Source organism: Vibrio sp. 1CM24A (assembly GCF_023161725.1).
GTDB lineage: Bacteria > Pseudomonadota > Gammaproteobacteria > Enterobacterales > Vibrionaceae > Vibrio > Vibrio coralliirubri.
Genome location: NZ_JALNTS010000003.1, coordinates 78,062 through 95,699 on the forward strand (window position 1 = coordinate 78,062; position 17,638 = coordinate 95,699).

17 protein-coding genes are annotated in these 17,638 nt (G+C 45.8%); 3 read left to right on the forward strand and 14 right to left on the reverse strand.

The window, feature by feature from the left end; all coding sequences use genetic code 11:
• Positions 1–8 precede the first annotated feature (8 nt).
• The 7 genes from MSG38_RS07905 to MSG38_RS07935 form a co-directional block, all read right to left on the reverse strand.
• The gene (locus MSG38_RS07905; protein ID WP_065605892.1) at positions 9–743 is read right to left on the reverse strand and encodes an HAD family hydrolase; all 735 of its coding nucleotides are present in this window, start codon (positions 741–743) and stop codon (positions 9–11) included.
• Entirely contained in the window at positions 733–2,202 is a 1,470-nt protein-coding gene (locus MSG38_RS07910) for a CehA/McbA family metallohydrolase (protein ID WP_248401557.1), read from the reverse strand. Before MSG38_RS07910 ends, MSG38_RS07905 begins: the two co-directional genes overlap by 11 nt.
• 121 nt (positions 2,203–2,323) lie before the next feature.
• Positions 2,324–3,604, reverse strand: coding sequence for an extracellular solute-binding protein (locus tag MSG38_RS07915; RefSeq protein WP_048613018.1), 1,281 nt, complete (start codon positions 3,602–3,604; stop codon positions 2,324–2,326).
• Positions 3,605–3,610: 6 nt separating this feature from the next.
• On the reverse strand, positions 3,611–4,558 hold the full coding sequence (locus MSG38_RS07920) for a carbohydrate ABC transporter permease (RefSeq protein ID WP_248401558.1): 948 nt from the start codon (positions 4,556–4,558) through the stop codon (positions 3,611–3,613).
• A gap of 23 nt (positions 4,559–4,581) precedes the next feature.
• On the reverse strand, positions 4,582–5,466 hold the full coding sequence (locus MSG38_RS07925; protein ID WP_248401559.1) for a sugar ABC transporter permease: 885 nt from the start codon (positions 5,464–5,466) through the stop codon (positions 4,582–4,584).
• A gap of 102 nt (positions 5,467–5,568) precedes the next feature.
• Positions 5,569–6,453, reverse strand: coding sequence for a LysR substrate-binding domain-containing protein (locus MSG38_RS07930; RefSeq protein ID WP_248401560.1), 885 nt, complete (start codon positions 6,451–6,453; stop codon positions 5,569–5,571).
• Positions 6,454–6,625: 172 nt separating this feature from the next.
• Positions 6,626–8,251 (reverse strand): ABC transporter substrate-binding protein, encoded by a 1,626-nt coding sequence (locus tag MSG38_RS07935; RefSeq protein WP_248401561.1) that lies wholly within the window; start codon positions 8,249–8,251, stop codon positions 6,626–6,628.
• Positions 8,252–8,424: 173 nt separating this feature from the next.
• On the opposite strand from MSG38_RS07935, the gene mpaA reads away from it, so the two are divergent.
• Both mpaA and MSG38_RS07945 read left to right on the forward strand, forming a co-directional pair.
• A complete protein-coding gene (mpaA, locus tag MSG38_RS07940) occupies positions 8,425–9,132 on the forward strand; it encodes a murein tripeptide amidase MpaA (protein ID WP_248401562.1) in 708 nt (235 codons plus the stop codon).
• Positions 9,133–9,223: 91 nt separating this feature from the next.
• The gene (locus MSG38_RS07945) at positions 9,224–10,102 is read left to right on the forward strand and encodes a DMT family transporter (RefSeq protein WP_248401563.1); all 879 of its coding nucleotides are present in this window, start codon (positions 9,224–9,226) and stop codon (positions 10,100–10,102) included.
• 173 nt (positions 10,103–10,275) lie between these two features.
• Here the strand turns inward: MSG38_RS07945 and eat are convergent, their stop codons facing one another.
• The 3 genes from eat to MSG38_RS07960 are packed head-to-tail and all read right to left on the reverse strand — an operon-like array spanning position 10,276 to position 13,972.
• Positions 10,276–11,673: an ethanolamine permease gene (eat, locus tag MSG38_RS07950; protein WP_048613005.1), complete on the reverse strand. Its 1,398-nt coding sequence runs from the start codon at positions 11,671–11,673 to the stop codon at positions 10,276–10,278.
• Positions 11,674–11,697: 24 nt separating this feature from the next.
• Entirely contained in the window at positions 11,698–12,567 is an 870-nt protein-coding gene (gene eutC, locus MSG38_RS07955) for an ethanolamine ammonia-lyase subunit EutC (protein ID WP_248401564.1), read from the reverse strand.
• On the reverse strand, positions 12,560–13,972 hold the full coding sequence (locus MSG38_RS07960; protein ID WP_248401725.1) for an ethanolamine ammonia-lyase subunit EutB: 1,413 nt from the start codon (positions 13,970–13,972) through the stop codon (positions 12,560–12,562). The genes eutC and MSG38_RS07960 overlap by 8 nt, the downstream gene beginning before the upstream one ends.
• A 200-nt stretch (positions 13,973–14,172) precedes the next feature.
• Between MSG38_RS07960 and MSG38_RS07965 the strand changes: the two genes are divergently transcribed.
• Complete coding sequence (locus tag MSG38_RS07965; RefSeq protein WP_248401726.1) at positions 14,173–15,093, forward strand: helix-turn-helix domain-containing protein; 921 nt, start codon at positions 14,173–14,175, stop codon at positions 15,091–15,093.
• Between the two features lie 102 nt (positions 15,094–15,195).
• Here MSG38_RS07965 and folM read toward each other — a convergent pair whose 3' ends face one another.
• The 4 genes from folM to folK all read right to left on the reverse strand — a co-directional run bounded on the left by folM (position 15,196) and on the right by folK (position 17,532).
• Complete coding sequence (gene folM / locus MSG38_RS07970; protein ID WP_248401565.1) at positions 15,196–15,912, reverse strand: dihydromonapterin reductase; 717 nt, start codon at positions 15,910–15,912, stop codon at positions 15,196–15,198.
• The gene (folE, locus tag MSG38_RS07975) at positions 15,909–16,547 is read right to left on the reverse strand and encodes a GTP cyclohydrolase I FolE (protein ID WP_248366275.1); all 639 of its coding nucleotides are present in this window, start codon (positions 16,545–16,547) and stop codon (positions 15,909–15,911) included. Before folE ends, folM begins: the two co-directional genes overlap by 4 nt.
• An 18-nt stretch (positions 16,548–16,565) precedes the next feature.
• Positions 16,566–16,937 carry a dihydroneopterin triphosphate 2'-epimerase gene (folX, locus tag MSG38_RS07980; RefSeq protein ID WP_017067658.1) on the reverse strand — a complete coding sequence of 124 codons (372 nt, stop codon included), beginning with the start codon at positions 16,935–16,937 and terminating at the stop codon, positions 16,566–16,568.
• 97 nt (positions 16,938–17,034) lie between these two features.
• Entirely contained in the window at positions 17,035–17,532 is a 498-nt protein-coding gene (gene folK, locus MSG38_RS07985; protein WP_248366274.1) for a 2-amino-4-hydroxy-6-hydroxymethyldihydropteridine diphosphokinase, read from the reverse strand.
• Positions 17,533–17,638: the final 106 nt, after the last annotated feature.

Below are 17,638 nucleotides of genomic sequence, written 5' to 3' on the forward strand. Positions count from 1 at the left end.
TGGACGTTTTAGCCACGTTCTTGCAGTTGGTTGAGCTCAAAATGGGCGACTGATGCGATAACCAGATCCGCCACTGGCTCTAACTCGCTGTGTTGTGCAGTCCCAGTCAGAACACCGACATTACTTGCACCTGCATTGCGGCCAAATTCCATATCTGAAACCGTGTCACCAAACATGATCACCTCATGAGGCTCAATACCGCATTGTTCACAGAACGCATTGAGCAGTGCTGGCGCAGGTTTAGGTTCGATATCACCATCGGAGTAACCGACATAATCGAACATCTCACTCAAACCCGATTGCTCTAGTGTGTAGATGGTTGAGTCTTTGGTGTCTGCGGTCGCGATGCCTAAAATCATGCCTTGCTGCTTAAACAGGCCAAGCTTTTCAGCCACACCTGGTAGTGCTTCAATCCAGCTTGGATTCTCTTCCACTTCGTCATTGAACGCCGCTTTGGTTACCTTGGTGAACTCAGCGAGCGAGACATTCGGTTGCAGCATGTTGAACCACGCTGTTGCGGTATCTTCCACTGGGTTCGAGGCTAATAGTCCATAGTTATCAACCACATCACCCTCTACACCGATGGCCAAGAGTAACTCAGCAGGTGTGACAGTTTGATTACCTTGGTGCTGGTCACTGTAAGATTTCACACGCTCACAAGCACCACGAGAAACGTTAAGCCACATCTTGTGGAACTCTAACAATGTGCCGTCTTTATCAAATAACATCGCCTTAAACTTCATCACGGCTCATTCGCTCCATTAGTTCTCCCCAAGTACGCACTAGGGGTTGGTTAAATTCTGGTTGTTTGCCGTCGAATACGGCATTGATGCAGCCTTCAAATTCATGCTCGTTAGATGAAGGTTGAGTAGTGTTCATTAATGCTGAAGAAAGCTCCCCACGACGAATATCGACACGACACCAACGATACCCTTCCTCAATATGGATACTTTGTAGCTCATCACTCAAAGCGATTCGATCGACAATCTCACCATCCACCACGCACTCCGCGTAGTAAGGGTTTTCTGAATCAGTGACTGCGATACGATAACTAAGCGCCTGCCCTTGAGAGTCGTTACCCGGCAGCAAGTCACCCAAATTGATATCAAACTTCAAGCCGCAACGACGCTCTAAATACACTTGTCCGTTACGCATACCAGACAAGATGCCTTCGCCACTCAAACCATGGCTGTAAACGAAGGTGGATGGGTCGCCATAGATTGAAGGCTCATCCGATTTAGGATTACGTTCATGGGGCTCAAGGTGTGAATCACTGCCGCCAATCGCCGTAATACGCTGGCCACAATTCCACATTTCATTGAGAACCAGTAGCGCCTCTTCGGTCGCTTTCGGCGAGGTCGACCAAGTTGGGTCACAACACACTTCAAACGTGGACACTTGGCTGAGATCCACTTGATCGTAATGCCAATGCCACGGCTTCATCATCGGGTGATTAATGCCAAGGGAACTGTGTCCACTTTTCGCTAAACTCAATCCCGCTTCCATAGTCGCTTGGCTGCTGTGTTCAAGGTCTCTAAGGTCCAAAGACTTAACCGGACCATGAACATTGAAGTGCCCGAGGTCGGTCGTGACTTCTAACGCCGGTAGAAACAAACACTGTTTTGAAACAGGTAGCTTGGGCTGACAGATGTTGTGCTCAGTGAAGAAGAAGAAATCGAGCCTTTGAGATTCAACAATATCTTTAGCCGCAGCCAAGGTATTGTGACCATCAGAAAGCTGAGTGTGAGCGTGTAAATCACCACGATACCAACGAGAATCAGAACTCAACATATGGCTGTAATCGAGCTCGATATCGTGATCACTTGTCACCGTTGGGGTCAGTTCTAGCTCAACATCGTTATTAACTGACTCATCAGAGCAAAGTACATCGACTTGATACTGCATCGCACGCTCGGTTCGAAACTCACCTTCCAGGTTGTAAAGCTCTAAGAACCACTCACCCGGTGGAATCACACCATCAATCGCGCCTAAGCCAGAGTTTTCCGGTTGGATAGTGAGTGACTTGTGCGCTTTTTCAAACAGCACTTTGCCACGAAATGCTTGGTTGGCATCATACGCCGCTGCGTATAAGAATCCTTTTTTCACCGTCGTGCCGGTAATCACTACGCTCTTAGAGCCTGCTGGCACATCAAAGGGGATACGTACTCTGCCAAACGGCAGCTCTCCTTGAAATTGGGTCATTGTCTTCACCAAATTCGTCCTAATTGAAGGACTGGGTAAAAAGAGGCCCACCCGAATAGATGGGCCTTTGTTAGTTAATCGCTCTTCGTTACTAATAGCCAAGAGCTAACCACTTTACAGATTAAGAACGATTCGCTCGGTCTAGTGCGCGTTGTGCTTTCTTAGCTGCTTGTTTTAGCGCTTGGTCAGCTGGCACGTTTTGGATTTGAATCTGATCCGCTGCCACTTTCAGAGCGTCCATGATCTTACCGTTGGTAGGGTCTAGGAAGTCTTTGGTCGCCGTGTTCGCTTGCTTCAAAGGAATCAGGGCTTGTGGGTTATCTTTAGTGAACGCTTGGTATTCTGGTACTTCAGAAACGCTGTTACGCACTGGGATGTAACCCGTGAACATTGACCATGCCGCCGTGTTCTTCGCATTGGTGTAGAACTCAACGAATTCGAACGCACCTTTTGCTGCTGCTTCGTCTGTGCCTTTTGGCATCACGTAAACCAGCGCACCCGCTTGTGGCGCAGAAGGGTTTGATCCCCAACCTGGCTGTGTGGTTGCTGAAAGCTTAGTGAAGTCCAAATCACCTTGGTCACCCGATGAACCGGTGTAACCCAACGCGTTGTCTTTCATTACGTCATCGATGGTTTTGTACCAGTATTCCCAACCTTGACCGCCGTAGTGAATACGCATGATTTGATCATCGTGGATCCACTTACGGAAGCTGTCCCACACCTCAACCCATTCAGCCGAATCGATTAACACGGTTTTGCCATCATCACTGATGATCTTCGCGCCGTTAGAGAAAGCCGCGTCAATCATGTTGTCTTGGCCCCACATCGGCTCCCAGCCGTAGAAGGTCACGTTGCCTTTGTCATCACGTTGGGTAACTTTCTCCGCAACTTTAGCCACACCTTGCCATGTGTTTAGGTCTTGCTCGGTAAAGCCGTTATCTGCCAATACCTGCTTGTTGTAGTAAAACACTTGAGTCGTACCGTAAGCAGGCAGGCCAATGATGGTGCCGTCGTCTGCCGTCACTTGGTCTTTAAACGCGCCAATGAAATCAGAGAAGTTGAACTCTTCATTCATGAACGGCGTTAGGTCGCGGCTCAAACCACGTCCGTGCATCGCTTCAGCACGACCTGAATCTAGCAGCACAAGTTCAGGTGCCGTTCTAGACGCTAGACCTGCTTGCAGCTTCTGGTAGGTTTCCGTGTAGTTGCCTTGCAATGCTGGCTTCACCACATACTCATCTTGACTCGCGTTAAACTCTTCGATGAGCTTAGTCATCATTTGCTGTGGCTTAGTACCACCGGAATACCAAAAGTTAACTTCGGTTGCGGCAAGAACACTGCTAGAAAACATAGACGCGCTTGCTGCGCCAGCACACACTAGTGCGAGAGTTTTTAATTTCATTTCCGTTTACTCTTTTACGCCGTTATCGGCGATACCTGAAAGAATCGTCTTTTGACAAATGACGAATAGAATTAACAAAGGCAATACTGCAATGGTGCTCGCCGCCATGATTTGCGACCAGTTCAATCCATAGTTACCTTCGGCAATAAAGTAGTGACGAATCCCGGTCGCAATCAGGTTAAGATCCTGAGTGGTGATAACCAAGCTTGGCCACATGTAGCTGTTGTAATTGGTAATAAAAGTGATGAGGAACAGTGTTGCGACTGCTGCTCGGCATTGCGGTAAGATGATTGCCCATAAGATTTTGAGCTCACCTGCACCATCAATTCGTGCCGCTTCAATCAGCGACGGGTGCACCTTGATAAACACTTGGCGTAGATAGAACACACCGAAAACCGACGCCGCGTTCGACGCCACCAATCCCATGTGTGAATCCAACAAACCTAGCCTTGCCAAGGTGATATAAGACGGGATGTAAGTCACTGCGCCCGGCAGCATGTAACAACCCATCACGATAAAATAGAGCACGGTTTTCGAGCGAAATTTCAGCTGCGTTAATGCGTATGCAAACATTGCCGAATTCACAATCACCAACAGCGTAGTAAACAAGGCCACACTAAAACTGTTGAAGATGTACAAGCCAAACGGCGCGCTGTGAAAGGTTTCGACAAAGGTTTCCCAACGGAACTGCTCTGGAATCAAATCCAGCGGGTTAGCAAAAATCTCATCATTGGTTTTCAGCGAACCTGACAGCATCCATAAGAACGGGAACACCATAATGGTTCCGCAGGTTGCCAAGAATAGGTGCTTAGCCAGTGCGATAAACGAACGGCGATCCACTGAGCTTTTCTTTGACACAACCTCTGATTTGGTCGCTTTCGCTTGGGCTGTGACTTTAGATTCAGCCACTCTTTGATTTAAGACTTGATTGGCATCCAATACTTGCGTGGTCATAATTCTGTCCTTTCAAAAATCGACTAGTAGTACACCCAGCGCTTGCCGATGTAGGTATTAATAAGTGCCAACAATCCAGTAATCAGGAATATCACTAACGATGTCGCGGCTGCCGGTCCCATTTCGTAACGCTCAAAGGCTTGTTGGTAGAACAAGTACAACAAGGTACGAGTCTCACCACCTGGCCCGCCCTGCGTTAAGATCTGGAACTGATCGAACGCCTGCATTGCCGTAATAATATTGACCACCACCAAGAAGAACGTGGTTGGTGAAATCAGCGGCAGTGTTATCTTCAAAAAACGCGTTAAGCTGCTGCAACCATCAATCAAAGACGCTTCGTACAGAGACTCAGGGATCTTGTTGAGCGCACTGATGTAAAACAGCATCGTCCAGCCAATCGCCTGCCAAACTGTCACTATAATCACCGCAATCAAGGCTGTGTTTCCATTTTCTAACCATGGAATCGCGCTAAACCCAGCCGACTCCAATAAATGGTTTGCCAAGCCCGACTTCGTCTCGAACACCCAAGACCAAACAATCGACACCGCGACCGTTGGCGTGATCCAAGGAGAGAAGATCACTGCACGATAGAACTGGCTGCCCTTGAAGTTTTTGTTCAGCAACATGGCAAACACAAGCCCAAGAATGATGGTTGGAATCACCACTCCGACCGAGAACCAAAACGTGTTGAGCACCGCTTGAATAAACTCGTAGTCCTCAACCATGTACTCGTAATTTTCTAAACCGATGAACGAATAATCTGGCGAGATGTAATCCCAATCGGTGAAGCTGATATAAATTGAATAACCAAATGGTACGAGCCAAAAAGTAAACAGTGGCACCAACAACGGTGCGGTAAATAGCAGTACCTTTAAGCGGTTTTTCATTGATTGTGAGAAAGCACTCATGGTGACCTCGTCCTTATTTGTATGCGGTTAAACTAAGTGTTTTTTATGACAGGTTAGTAAGAGTGCCCTTCATTTTTTTTATGGCTATCCATAAGAAAATCTTTACTCCAGTTCACCGTCTTCCATCTGGTGATAAAGCCAATCACAGAAGAAATTCACCTTGGCGCTCCGACTGTGTTTAGTAATCAGATAATGGGCAGATTCAGCAGGCATCGAGGATTCGCTTGCCAATACAAGGTCTTCTTTCTTGAGTAATTCAGACACCGCGAGCGACCGCACCAGCAACATTCCAATACCATGTTTAACCGCTTCTAAGGCATGCAGAGAGTTACTCACTTCGAGCAGAACCTTAGGTAATGTCATCTCGAATTGGTTATGCCCAAGCCATTGCAGCCAGTTCTCTCGATAGCCTTTCACCTGAACCGTCGGCAGAGCAGCAAAGTCATGCTTGCTGAGTAATTCTTGATGTTCGGATTTGAATTGTGAGCTGCACACTAACTGCCAATGTTCTTGAAACAGTCGCTCACAATGGGTGTCTTCGCTTTCAACCTTGCCGTTGGTCAGCTCGATATCGACATTCTGACAAGGGTTAGTTGATGGCCAGTCCACCAGCTGAATATCAAGCCTGATAAAAGGGTATTTTTTATAGAAGGAAGGCAGGCGAGGTAACAGCCAGTTATGACAAAAGGTGTGGTTTACGCGCAGGCTCAACACGTCGGTTTCTTTTTCTCCGAACAAGATCTGAGTCTGCAATTTAAGGTGAGCAAGTGAACCTGCCACAATCGGTTGATAATGCTGAGCCGCTGACGTTAGCTTTACGCCTTTAGAGCTGCGTTCAAACAAGGTGGTATCGAGAAAGGTTTCTAAACTTTTGAGCTGTTGGCTAACCGCCGCTTGCGTGACACAAAGCTCTCGGGCAGCCGCGCCAATGGAACCAAGACGAGCAACAGCTTCGAACGCAACAAGAGCGCGTAAAGGGGGTAACATAGCTTCACCTGATTGAAATAAAAGTGAAAAATACTTCAATCAGGTTTCAGTTTTTTGCGGTTAACGTTACAGATTAATGACGAAGGGACGTTGATCAGATATTTATGATCAACGTCCCTTTTCTTCTATTTCATATTATTATGCGAGATGCTAGAACTCGCATCCGGCCTATCTATTCTTTGATGTAGAGGTCTTTAGAATAGATGCGCCCTTCCACGTTGTTCTTTGCAAAGCCACCCACACTTGGTCGCACTAGGCGAGCCTGCATGTAGTAGTAAATCGGCGCGATAGGCATATCTTCAGCCAGTAACTGCTCAGCTTGATCATAGAAGCCTTGGCGATCTTGCTCGTTGGTTGCTGACAGTGCGCTGTCCATTGCAGAGTCGTATTTATCGTTGTTGTAACGCGCAAAGTTACCTGAAGACTCAGAGCGCAATAAGCTCAAGAAGGTCGACGCTTCATTGTAGTCACCACACCAAGAAGCGCGCATCACATCAAAATCACCTTGGCGACGTGACACCAAGTAAGACTTCCACTCTTGGTTTTCCAGCTCAACTTGCGCGCCTAAGTTACCTTTGAGCATGGAAGCGATAGCCACTGCAATCGACTTGTTCGACTCACTGGTGTTGTAGAGCAGTTTGAAATCCAATGGGTTAGCTGCATCGTAGCCCGCTTCTTTTAGTAACTCTTTTGCTTTTTGGTCGCGCTCCTTTTGAGTCCAAGTACTGTATTCAGGTTGTGTCGCATCAAAACCAGCCGTGTACTCATGAGCAAAGGTATAAGCCGGTAGGTTACCCACCTGAGTGACACCATTAGTGATGACATCACGCATCATCGAATAAGACACCGCTTTACGTACTCGCGCGTCATCGAATGGAGGTCGCGTGGTATTAAACGCGTAGTAATAAGTACACAGCAAAGGCACCGCGGTAAACGCATCTTGGTATTTAGTTTTAAGCTGCTGCGCCATGTGTGTCGGCACATCAGACGTAATATCGACCTCGCCCACCGCATAACGGTTAATCGAAGCGTTTTGGTTTTCGAACGGAATGTAAGTCACTTGGGTTAGATTGGTATCTGAACTGTCCCAATAGTTAGGATTCTTCTTCAGTTCAATGCGTTCGTTAACCACCCACTCGTCCAACACAAACGCGCCATTACCGACAAACTGCTTAGGATCACTCCACGGCTTATCGCTATTTTCTAGCGTTGCCTTATGAACGGGCATCATGGAGGTGTGGCCCGTCATCGCAACAAAGTATGGCACTTTGCTATCAAGCTCGAACTTCACCGTGTGTTTGTCGACAGCGGAAATACCGAGCTCTTCAACGGGCTTCTTACCTTCTGCTACGTCAGCAATGTTGTTGATTTTGGTGAGCTTGAGGTACCACACGTTTGGCGAAGCGAGTTTAGGGTCAACCGCACGTCTTAACGCATACACGAAATCATCGGCCGTCACCGGATCGCCATTCGACCATTTCGCGTCTTTACGCAGGTGGAATACAAACGTCTGGTTGTCTTCGGTTTCCCAAGATTCCGCGACACCTGGAGTAATATTGCCATCGCGATCTTGAATCACTAAACCTTCAAAGAGGTCACGTAGAATGTGCATCTCCGGCAGGCCTTCTGCTTTCGCAGGGTCAAGTGTCGCCGCCTCTGCATCGTTAGCACGAACTAAATGTTGGTCTTTTGCCAGCGAAACACCGGCAGGTAAGGTTTCAGCAACGACAGTTACTGATATAAAAGGGGTCAATAAAGATGAAATGAGTAAAGCCGTTGAATGTTTTTTAAAATCCATGTTTGTTTGCTCTCCTAGCCTATCTTTGAAGCAAGTAATAAAATTAACAATGCGACGGTTGACGAGTTTTGACGCTATGGTTTATTTAAAGGGGTTCATCTAATGGACTTAGTTAATGATTAATATAGCCAATAGTGAATACTTGATAATACTTGATCAATCAGGAGATTAAGGTGAGTTTAATTCCAAGAACGGAAAGAGCTGCGTTTTCAATAAAGCCGCTGTCATATGGAAAATCAGTGCTGGGTGCGCCTTTGTTCTATTTCCCCGCGCAAATAGAAAGCGAATCTCGAGGGCTGATTTTAGCAGGCACACACGGAGATGAAACCGCTTCTATTGCAGGGTTATCTTGCGCCCTGAGAAGCTTGCCCGCCGCCAATTTACGACACGATGTGATTCTGTCGATGAACCCAGATGGCAATCAATTAGGCACTCGCGCCAACGCCAACCAAGTCGATCTGAACCGCGCCTTCCCAACGCAAAACTGGACAGAAAACGGCACCGTCTATCGCTGGAGTTCTCACACTCCAGTCAGAGATGTAAAAGTGAAAACCGGGCAAGCCGATCAACTAGAACCTGAAGTGCAATCGCTCATCAACCTCATCGAACAGCGTAAGCCTAAATTCGTCATCTCTTTCCACGAACCACTCGCCATGGTCGACGATCCCGAACAATCAGAACTCGCCATTTGGCTAGGCAAGCAGTTCAACCTGCCGCTCGTTGAAGACGTCGATTACGAAACCCCAGGCTCATTCGGCACATGGTGCCAAGAAAGAAACCTGCCATGCATTACCGTAGAGTTACCGCCCGTTTCTGCGGATTTAACTATAGAGAAGTATTTGGATGCATTTGTGGCGGTGTTGCAGCGTGAGGAAAATTAGTCTGGAGTAGGCTACATATACACATGCGAACAGTAATTCATCCTAATTACTAGTACACTGGCTACTTCTATCATTATTCGAACTTAAATAAATGTACACTGGCTACTTAATTTCATTTTTCACTGTTGCTATATGGGCAGGAAGCTACATTGTTAGCAAGATGGCTGTCGGTGTAATAGAACCTGCTACTCTTGCGTTCTACCGATGCGTGTTTGCATTCTTAGTCTTAACACCTATTTGTCTACCTCAAATCAAGCAGAATATTGATGTCATTAAGAAAAACCACCTCACTTTATTGTATTTAGGCTTTTTCGGGATGGGATTAAGTCAATCAATGACTTACTTCTCTGGTCACTATACATCTCCCATCAATATGTCATTAGTTAACTCTCTAATACCCGCTGTAACCTTGGCAATGAGCATTGTCATACTAAAAACCAGGCTCTCTATTGGTCAATATATTGGGGTGTTAGTATCACTACTCGGCGTCATATATGTACTCATTAAGGGGGACATGAAAGTTTTACAGGGCTTAGAGTTTAATTATGGGGATATCCTGATGATAGTCGGAACATTTTCTTACTCCTTATATAGTATTATTCTCAACAAGAACCCCATAATAATGTCAGGTTGGACACTATTGTATTGCCAACTATTTGTTGCTTCGGTGCTATTATTTCCCCTTATGCTCGTTACTAGTGAATCATATATTCCTTCTACTGAGTCAATCCCACTCATCGTCTATGCCGTATTCTTCCTTTCCATCATTTCAACTTATCTTTGGAAAAAGGCAATCGACATGATTGGCGCGATGAAAACTTCACTATCAATGAATTTCATGCCTGTGATTGCCGCCATGTTGAGTTACATAATCTTGGGTGAAGATATTGAGAGCTACCATGTAATTGGCACTGTCATTATAATTTCGGGGCTTGTCGCTATTAATCTAACTCGCTATAAAAAATCATGACAAGTGTCTGGACAAAAACGTTCCAAGTAAATGCTCCTAAAACGGCACTATTTCTAAATTAATATTTATCGTTAGAGGTGATGGAGATTGGGGTTTACACGCAAGTTACTACAAGTAGTGTAATAAAGGCTCCAGCAAAGCACTAGAGCCTTAAATGCCATTAGAAATTGAATCTAGTTAGTAGCCTCAAGCTCTTTCTCTGCAACCGACAACATCTCAAACTCTTCCTCAGCGGTCGATGCGACCAATTTATTACGGCTATATAAGCCATAATAAGCACCACCAATCACAAAGAGTCCCATAGTCATAAAGAATGCAGATGGGTCAAAGGCATAAACACCCGTCATTGCAATAAGCGACAGCACTAGTGAAGTGCCGGAAGTCAGCATGCCACCCGGTGTTTTGTATGGACGGTGAAGCTCTGGTTGCTTGATACGCAACAATATATGACTAAGCGACATTAATGCATAAGACACTGTCGCCCCCACTACCGCCATCGCCAAGATCAGGTCGCCTTCTCCGGTCAATGACACAGCAAAACCAAACACACCCGGCACCACTAAAGCACGAGCAGGCACTTTGTTTTTGTTTGTAAGCGACAAGCTTTGAGGCAAGTAACCCGCACGAGACAATGCAAACACCAAGCGGCTATAACCGTAGATAATCGAGAAGAATGAAGCAATAAGTCCTGCAAGTCCTAGTATATTAACAGCCGTTGCAACGGTTGGATTACCGGTCAACTTCAAGGCATCGACTAGAGGAACGGCACTATTCGCAATCGCTTCAGAACCCACAGCGCCCGCAAGCAGCAGAACGACTAAGGTAGCGGTGACCAGTAAGAATAGCATTGCGCCGATAATACCTTTGGGTACATCCTTGGCCGGGTTTTTCGCCTCTTCAGCAGCCAGTGGAACCCCTTCTACCGCAAGAAACAGCCACATTGCAAACGGTAGTGCCGCCCATACACCATACCAACCAAAAGGAAGTAGTTCTGTGGCTTGTGCGGTTGCCGGAGCGATATCAAACAGATTACTAGCATCAAACTCACGAACCAATACGCCTGCTGTCATAAGAATTGCTAGTACGGCTAACCCACTGATGACCATCATGACTTTCAGAGCTTCTCCCACCCCTGCCATATGAATACCGATAAAGATGGCATAAAAGATCGCGTAAACAAGAGGACCATCAATACCCATTAGTTCATTCACCGCTGAGCCAATAAAAATGACAATCGCGGCAGGTGCAAGGGCATACTCAATTAAGACGGATAAGCCGGTAAAAAATCCCCCCGTTGGTCCCATTGCTTGTCGAGCAAAGCTATAGCCACCGCCTGCAGCGGGGATAGCCGCAGACATCTCTGCCAAAGAAAGGACAAGGGTGAAGTACATCACCGCCATAGCAATTGCTGCAATAAGAAAGCCTCCCCAACCAGCTTGACCGATACCAAAGTTCCAGCCTGCAAAGTCACCAGAGATCACGTATGAAACGCCTAACCCTGCTAGCAAAATCCACCCAGCGGTGCCCCTTTTAAGTTGTCTTTGCGCCAAATATTCCTGATGTTCTGACATTGTAAATCCCTCTATTTTTATCTTTTATCCAATTAAAAAATTGCCTGTGTGCTTGTCTTCTAACTGCTCACCACCTTCTTCCTCGATACTCGAACGGTCTTTAAGGTTGACTCCAGAAAGCTCTAGCCGACGAGCTTCCTTCAATAGGTATACCGCTCGCTTACACGCATCTTCATAAGCCAACCCCTGTGGGCGAATATTAGAAATGCAGTTTCTATCAGAGTCTTTTGTTCCTCTTCTCGCCTGCCAAGTCAGGTACATACCCATGCTATCTGGAGAGGTCAGTCCCGGGCGTTCACCAATCAAAACCACCACCATCTTGGCTTGTAAGCACTCACAAACATCATCTCCTATTGCCACTCGGCCCTGCCTCACGACAGTAATAGGAGCAACATGCCACGGCACTTCGTCTTCACCTAATAAAGAAAGCAGATGCTCAATGACTGGATTTGCATGGTTTTGAATGGCAATTGAAGACAAGCCATCAGCCACTACTATCGCGAGATCAAACGAGGGAGACTCTGAGTGATGAACGGCTTGCAACTGATTCCAACAGACGTCATCAAGCTCACGACCAAGATCCGGCCTTTGCAAATACATGAATCTATCAGTCGCTTTGCTGTGCACCTTAATGGGTGCCTGAGAAGTGTGTTGAATAACCGAGTTTGATTGAGCGATGAGCTCAACCAATGCATCCACATCTAAAGCACAATGAACGGCATCCATCGCCTGTGCATGGTCGAGTTGAAATGAAAGCAACTCTTTAGTTGGAACGCTATTTCCACTTCGACCCAGTGCAATACGTGCCGATGTAAAACCTTTAAGCTCGTGCCAAGGGTTTTGAGTTACCAACTTAGAAGCAGAATGCTTTGCCATAGAGACCACCTTACCCATGTGCGGGGCCTCCATTAAGTTGTGCTAGAGCGCCAGCAAATGAGCCGGAGAGTCGTTCATTTAGGCGCACATCTTTTACATCATCAAAAATCTGCATCTGAGTTAGCCACTCCTCAAACTCCGGTGCAGGTTTTAAACCCAACACCTTGCGTGCATAAAGTGCATCATGAAACGAGGTTGTTTGATAATTGAGCATGATGTCATCGGAACCCGGAATCCCCATAATGAACGAGCACTCAGCGACACCGAGCAATGTCAGTAAGTTATCCATATCATTTTGATCGGCATAGGCATGGTTGGTATAGCAGATATCACACCCCATCGGCAGGCCAAGCAATTTGCCACAAAAATGGTCCTCAAGCCCTGCTCGAATAATCTGTTTTCCATCAAAGAGATATTCAGGGCCGATAAAGCCGACCACGGTATTAACCAACAATGGATTAAAATGACGCGCTACGGCATAAGCCCGTGTCTCACAAGTTTGTTGGTCCACACCATGAAAAGCATTGGCAGAGAGAGATGTGCCTTGCCCTGTCTCAAAATACATGACGTTACTTCCAACGGTGCCTCGATTCAGCGAAAGCGCCGCTTCGTTTGCTTCTTTAAGGATCGAAAGGTTAATACCAAAGGTGTCGTTTGTACCTTGAGTGCCACCAATAGATTGAAAGACGAGATCCACCGGAGCGCCCATCTCAATCGCTTCAATCGTGTTGGTAACGTGGGTTAATACGCAAGATTGGGTCGGGATCTGGTAGTGTTGAATGACCTCTTCCATCAGATTCATCAACTTAATCGCCTGCGGTACATTATCTGTTGCGGGGTTAATGCCGATCACAGCATCACCATTGCCATACATCAAACCATCAAAAATACTGGCAGCAATGCCATTGAGAGAATCGGTTGGATGATTGGGCTGTAAACGGGTGGATAAACGACTAGGCAAGCCAATGGTGTTACGAAACGCAGTCACTACCCGACATTTTTTGGCAACTTGGATCAAATCCTGATTACGCATGATCTTACTCACTGCAGCCACCATTTCTGGAGTTAAACCAGGACGCAGCTTTGCAAGCGTGAGACTATCGGCTTCATCACTTAGCAGCCAGTTACGAAAGTCTCCCACTGTAAGGTGATCAATCGCTTTAAACGCCTCTCTATCATGGCTATCAATGATCAAACGAGTAACTTCATCACTTTCATAAGGGATCACCGCTTCATTTAAAAACGTCTTTAGGGGCAAGTCTGCCAGTGTCATCTGAGCTACAACACGCTCTGCAGCAGAAGTCGCAGATACACCAGCCAAAACATCTCCTGAACGCTCTGCCGTAGCCTTTGCCATCAGGTCTGCTAACGACTCAAAGTTAAAAACCAGGTGCCCTTGTTGTCGGCGATAGGCTGCTGTCATAAATTCCCTCTTCATAAACTGGTTCAGTTCTTGCTCAATAACCTTTTGTATATATGAGTAATTAAGCGATTTTTGAACCGAATGAATATCAAGAATCGGCAAACATAAAAAAGCATTAATAAACATAAGCTTAAAAATACACTGTACTAATATGGGTCACATGGGTAGGTCATGGAATGATGAGAAAGGATGAAAAATTGATGCGTTATGCACCTAATTTGTGCACATTCAACACATTTGATGCAAATCAGCAGGCAGCCAGCCTCTTTAACTGGCAGCAAGAATATGACCAACTGAGTCAAGGAAGTTTTCTAGGTCAGATCCGTGAACGAAAATTTTCTCACGTGCACCTATTTCGAGAAGACAGCAACCGAAAACTCAAGCAGCAATGTCGTATTAATGAAGGGATTTGGTTAGGGATCAGTGCTAACGATAGACCTTTACACATCAATCACGCACAAGGTAATCCTGATAGTATTTTGATCCGTGAGGCTGGGGCGGATTTTGAGCTACTTACGCCAGAAACCTTTTCTATTTATGGGTTAGTCATAAGCCCTTCACTGGTTGAAATGATTCAGCAACAGCTAGAGATTGAATCGTTAAACAGCAAGAGCCACTTTCTTGGTTGCTCTCAACACTACACCCAACAAATAAAAGCTTACTTGAGCTTACTACTCTCCCCGAGTCAATCTCGCTGGTCTTTTCAAACTCATCAATCCATTGTTCAAGATATGTTGGTCGAATTGTTCGCTCAATCGTCTGATCAAAATACGCAAAAAACCAATGCCTCACAGCGTGAGAACACAATGCGTCGAATTAGGCAGTACCTAGATAACTCGCAGTACCGTAAACCCGTCACCGTGTCTGAACTGTGCGATGCGGTTTATGTCAGCCGCCGTACGCTGCAATACACCTTTGAGTCCTGTTGTGACATATCACCAAAACAATTTATACAAAATGTACGTCTCAACCAGGTACGGCGCATTCTGCAAAATCCGAGCGAACAACGGTGCATCAATGAAATCGCCTTTGACTTTGGTTTTTTTCATCTGGGATATTTTTGCCAAAGCTACAAGCAGTTGTTTGGTGAGTCACCCATGCAAACACGTTCTAATGTCTAAACCCAAAAAGTGTCGAGAGCCAACTTAAAAATTGTAGTTAGACGATATGAAAGACGAATAGATTAGTTGACTATCCTGCCTCAAGCTCACAACGAATGAACTTCACTTCAAGTGCCTGCCGCCATCAAGGTGCAAAGTCCTTCCTGTCATATAATGACTAGCCAAAACAAACTTAATGCCATCTATCACTTCTTCAAAGCCTGCCTCTGTAGGAATCAGTGCTTTTTTCAGAGCTTTGGTTTTGTAGGCCTCGTCGTCATGTTCATTAAATTTGATCATGGCTGGAGAGACAGTATTAACTTTCACCTTGGGAGCCAGCATCGCTGAGAACGACAACGTCAGGTTGTTGAGCGCAGCTTTACTGGCCGCGTAAGCGATGTGTTTTTTACTGCCTTTTTCCGCAACGTAATCACTGATGTGGATGATGTCCGACGTTTTATCGCCAGACATTAGTTGGTCTTTGAGCGTTAAATTAACCAGATAAGGCACGGTAGCGTGAACCGTCATCATCTGGTTCATGATTTGTAATGCGTTTTCACTGGGATTTTCTTTGTTCTCAGGTTGCCAGTCGGAAGCATTATGAATGATGGCTCGGATCACCTTATATTCTTGTCCAACGTAATGAAGAAAACCCTCTAGGCTGCTTTGTTGATAAAAGTCTACCTGTTGCAAGTCGGCTCCACGGTCGCGCAGTAATTGCAGCTGAGGATAGTCGCTTCGGTAAGTGCCAATCACTTTGTATCCGTCAGATAAAAGTTGCTGCGCCAGTGCGAACCCTAAACGCTTCCCCACACCGGTTATTAGAATCGTCTCACTCATCGTAAAAACTCAGCTCTAGTTTGAGGGTTAGTTTTGAAACTGCCACCAAGCGCGGTTGTGGTGGTTTCAGAGTTTGCATCCATAACGCCTCTCGATTTAACGCAGTAGTGAGTTGCTTTAATCGTCACAGCCACATTTTCTGTTTCAACCAGAGCCTGTATCGCGACCAAGATTTGCTGGGTAAGGCGCTCTTGAACCTGCGGACGCTGAGCAAAGAACCGAACAATGCGGTTTATTTTAGATAGCCCGAGAATCTTGGATTCAGGGATATAAGCCACTTGTGCTAAGCCATCGATGGTAATGAAGTGATGTTCGCACGTAGAAGTTAAATCGATATCCGATACCTTAACCATTTCGTCAACTGACATTTTGTTGTCGATAACACTGATTTTTGGGAAGTTATTGTAGTCGAGCCCTGAAAAGATCTCGTGAACGTACATCTTTGCAATGCGATGAGGTGTTTCAGCAAGACTGTCATCGGTTAAATCCAGCCCAAGCGTACTGACAACTTCCGTCAAAAGTCCTTTGATACGGTTGTACTTCTGGTCGGAGTTCATTTCGCTCGATGTCATCGGGGTTTCTAGCCCCTTTTTGAGCAAAGCTTCTCTTACTTTTTCAGCTTCTGTGGTTAGCATTGAGTCGCTCCTTATGAATTAATCTTCAAGTTCTGCTTCATAGCTCAGGGTGAGCGAGACGGAATCGGCGAAACGTAGAGCATGAGGCTTGTCGATTCTCACTTGAGCGTATCGGACCCATGAATGGTCGATACAAATACCGAGTACGTCACTGGTTAACTTTTCTAAAAGCAGAAACCGTCCAGATTCAACATGTTCAATAATTTTTTTGCAGATATTTTTATAGTTAAGTGCGTTCTCCACATCATCAGAGAGGCAAAGGTTGTTTGCGGGGTAATGGATCTCCGCATTTATAACAATGTCTTGCTGCTTAGTTTTTTCTTCTTCGTTGAAGCCGATGAAGGTTCTTAATCTGAGATTTGTGATGGTGATAATCGCATTGTGATTCATAACAGTTTCCGATCCTTAGAAGGTAGAGTGAGTTACGTGCCTGTTAGAGGAAAAGATCAATAAAGCTCAAGCGTTCTGTTTAAAGCAGTTGAAGGGACTAAGTGAAACTGATCTTAAAAGGTATAAGTTCGGTTTTCTGACTCAGCTGATCGAAATTGTTCCAGATATGCTGAAAAGAGATATCTAGAGTGGGATGACGTTCTTGCGCGGCAACATCAACTAACGGTCGAAGCACAAAAGCGTACTCAGTGATTTCACCTCGCGGCAGCTCTACTCCATCGATAGTGCCCACTTCGTTACCGTAAAGAAGGATATCGATATCCATAGTGCGCGAAGCGTATTCTTTAGTTTCACGCTTTCGGTCATTCTCTAATTCGATTTGATGCAGAACCTTAGCCAGTTCAGCGATAGAAAGGTCACATTCAAACCCAACGACTAGGTTTAGGAAGTTGTCTCCTTCAAAACCAACAGGCTCACAATCGTAGAAATTAGAAATGTGTAGAGGTGCAAAGCGGCTATTCAATGCTTTGAGAGATTCTGTGACGTGATGTTCGCGGTTAATGTTGCTTCCAATGCTGACATAGACGGTGGCCATATTGTTTTCTCCCTTTTAACGAACCTCTTACGTTGTAAGTCGCTGGGAAGATCAGCTATGTATCCGTTTGATACCGGGAGGGTAAAAGAGAATCTCCCTACAACTC

Coding starts and splice junctions, on each gene's coding strand:
- MSG38_RS07965 (WP_248401726.1), top strand. CDS start 14,173: ATGCGTTATGCACCTAATTTGTGCACATTCAACACATTTGATGCAAAT.
- MSG38_RS07915 (WP_048613018.1), bottom strand. CDS start 3,604: ATGAAATTAAAAACTCTCGCACTAGTGTGTGCTGGCGCAGCAAGCGCG.
- MSG38_RS07905 (WP_065605892.1), bottom strand. CDS start 743: ATGAAGTTTAAGGCGATGTTATTTGATAAAGACGGCACATTGTTAGAG.
- folX (WP_017067658.1), bottom strand. CDS start 16,937: ATGAATCACAATGCGATTATCACCATCACAAATCTCAGATTAAGAACC.
- MSG38_RS07925 (WP_248401559.1), bottom strand. CDS start 5,466: ATGAGTGCTTTCTCACAATCAATGAAAAACCGCTTAAAGGTACTGCTA.
- folE (WP_248366275.1), bottom strand. CDS start 16,547: ATGCTAACCACAGAAGCTGAAAAAGTAAGAGAAGCTTTGCTCAAAAAG.
- MSG38_RS07930 (WP_248401560.1), bottom strand. CDS start 6,453: ATGTTACCCCCTTTACGCGCTCTTGTTGCGTTCGAAGCTGTTGCTCGT.
- MSG38_RS07960 (WP_248401725.1), bottom strand. CDS start 13,972: ATGACAGCAGCCTATCGCCGACAACAAGGGCACCTGGTTTTTAACTTT.
- folK (WP_248366274.1), bottom strand. CDS start 17,532: ATGGCCACCGTCTATGTCAGCATTGGAAGCAACATTAACCGCGAACAT.
- folM (WP_248401565.1), bottom strand. CDS start 15,912: ATGAGTGAGACGATTCTAATAACCGGTGTGGGGAAGCGTTTAGGGTTC.
- eutC (WP_248401564.1), bottom strand. CDS start 12,567: ATGGGTAAGGTGGTCTCTATGGCAAAGCATTCTGCTTCTAAGTTGGTA.
- MSG38_RS07920 (WP_248401558.1), bottom strand. CDS start 4,558: ATGACCACGCAAGTATTGGATGCCAATCAAGTCTTAAATCAAAGAGTG.
- eat (WP_048613005.1), bottom strand. CDS start 11,673: ATGTCAGAACATCAGGAATATTTGGCGCAAAGACAACTTAAAAGGGGC.
- MSG38_RS07945 (WP_248401563.1), top strand. CDS start 9,224: ATGTACACTGGCTACTTAATTTCATTTTTCACTGTTGCTATATGGGCA.
- MSG38_RS07935 (WP_248401561.1), bottom strand. CDS start 8,251: ATGGATTTTAAAAAACATTCAACGGCTTTACTCATTTCATCTTTATTG.
- MSG38_RS07910 (WP_248401557.1), bottom strand. CDS start 2,202: ATGACCCAATTTCAAGGAGAGCTGCCGTTTGGCAGAGTACGTATCCCC.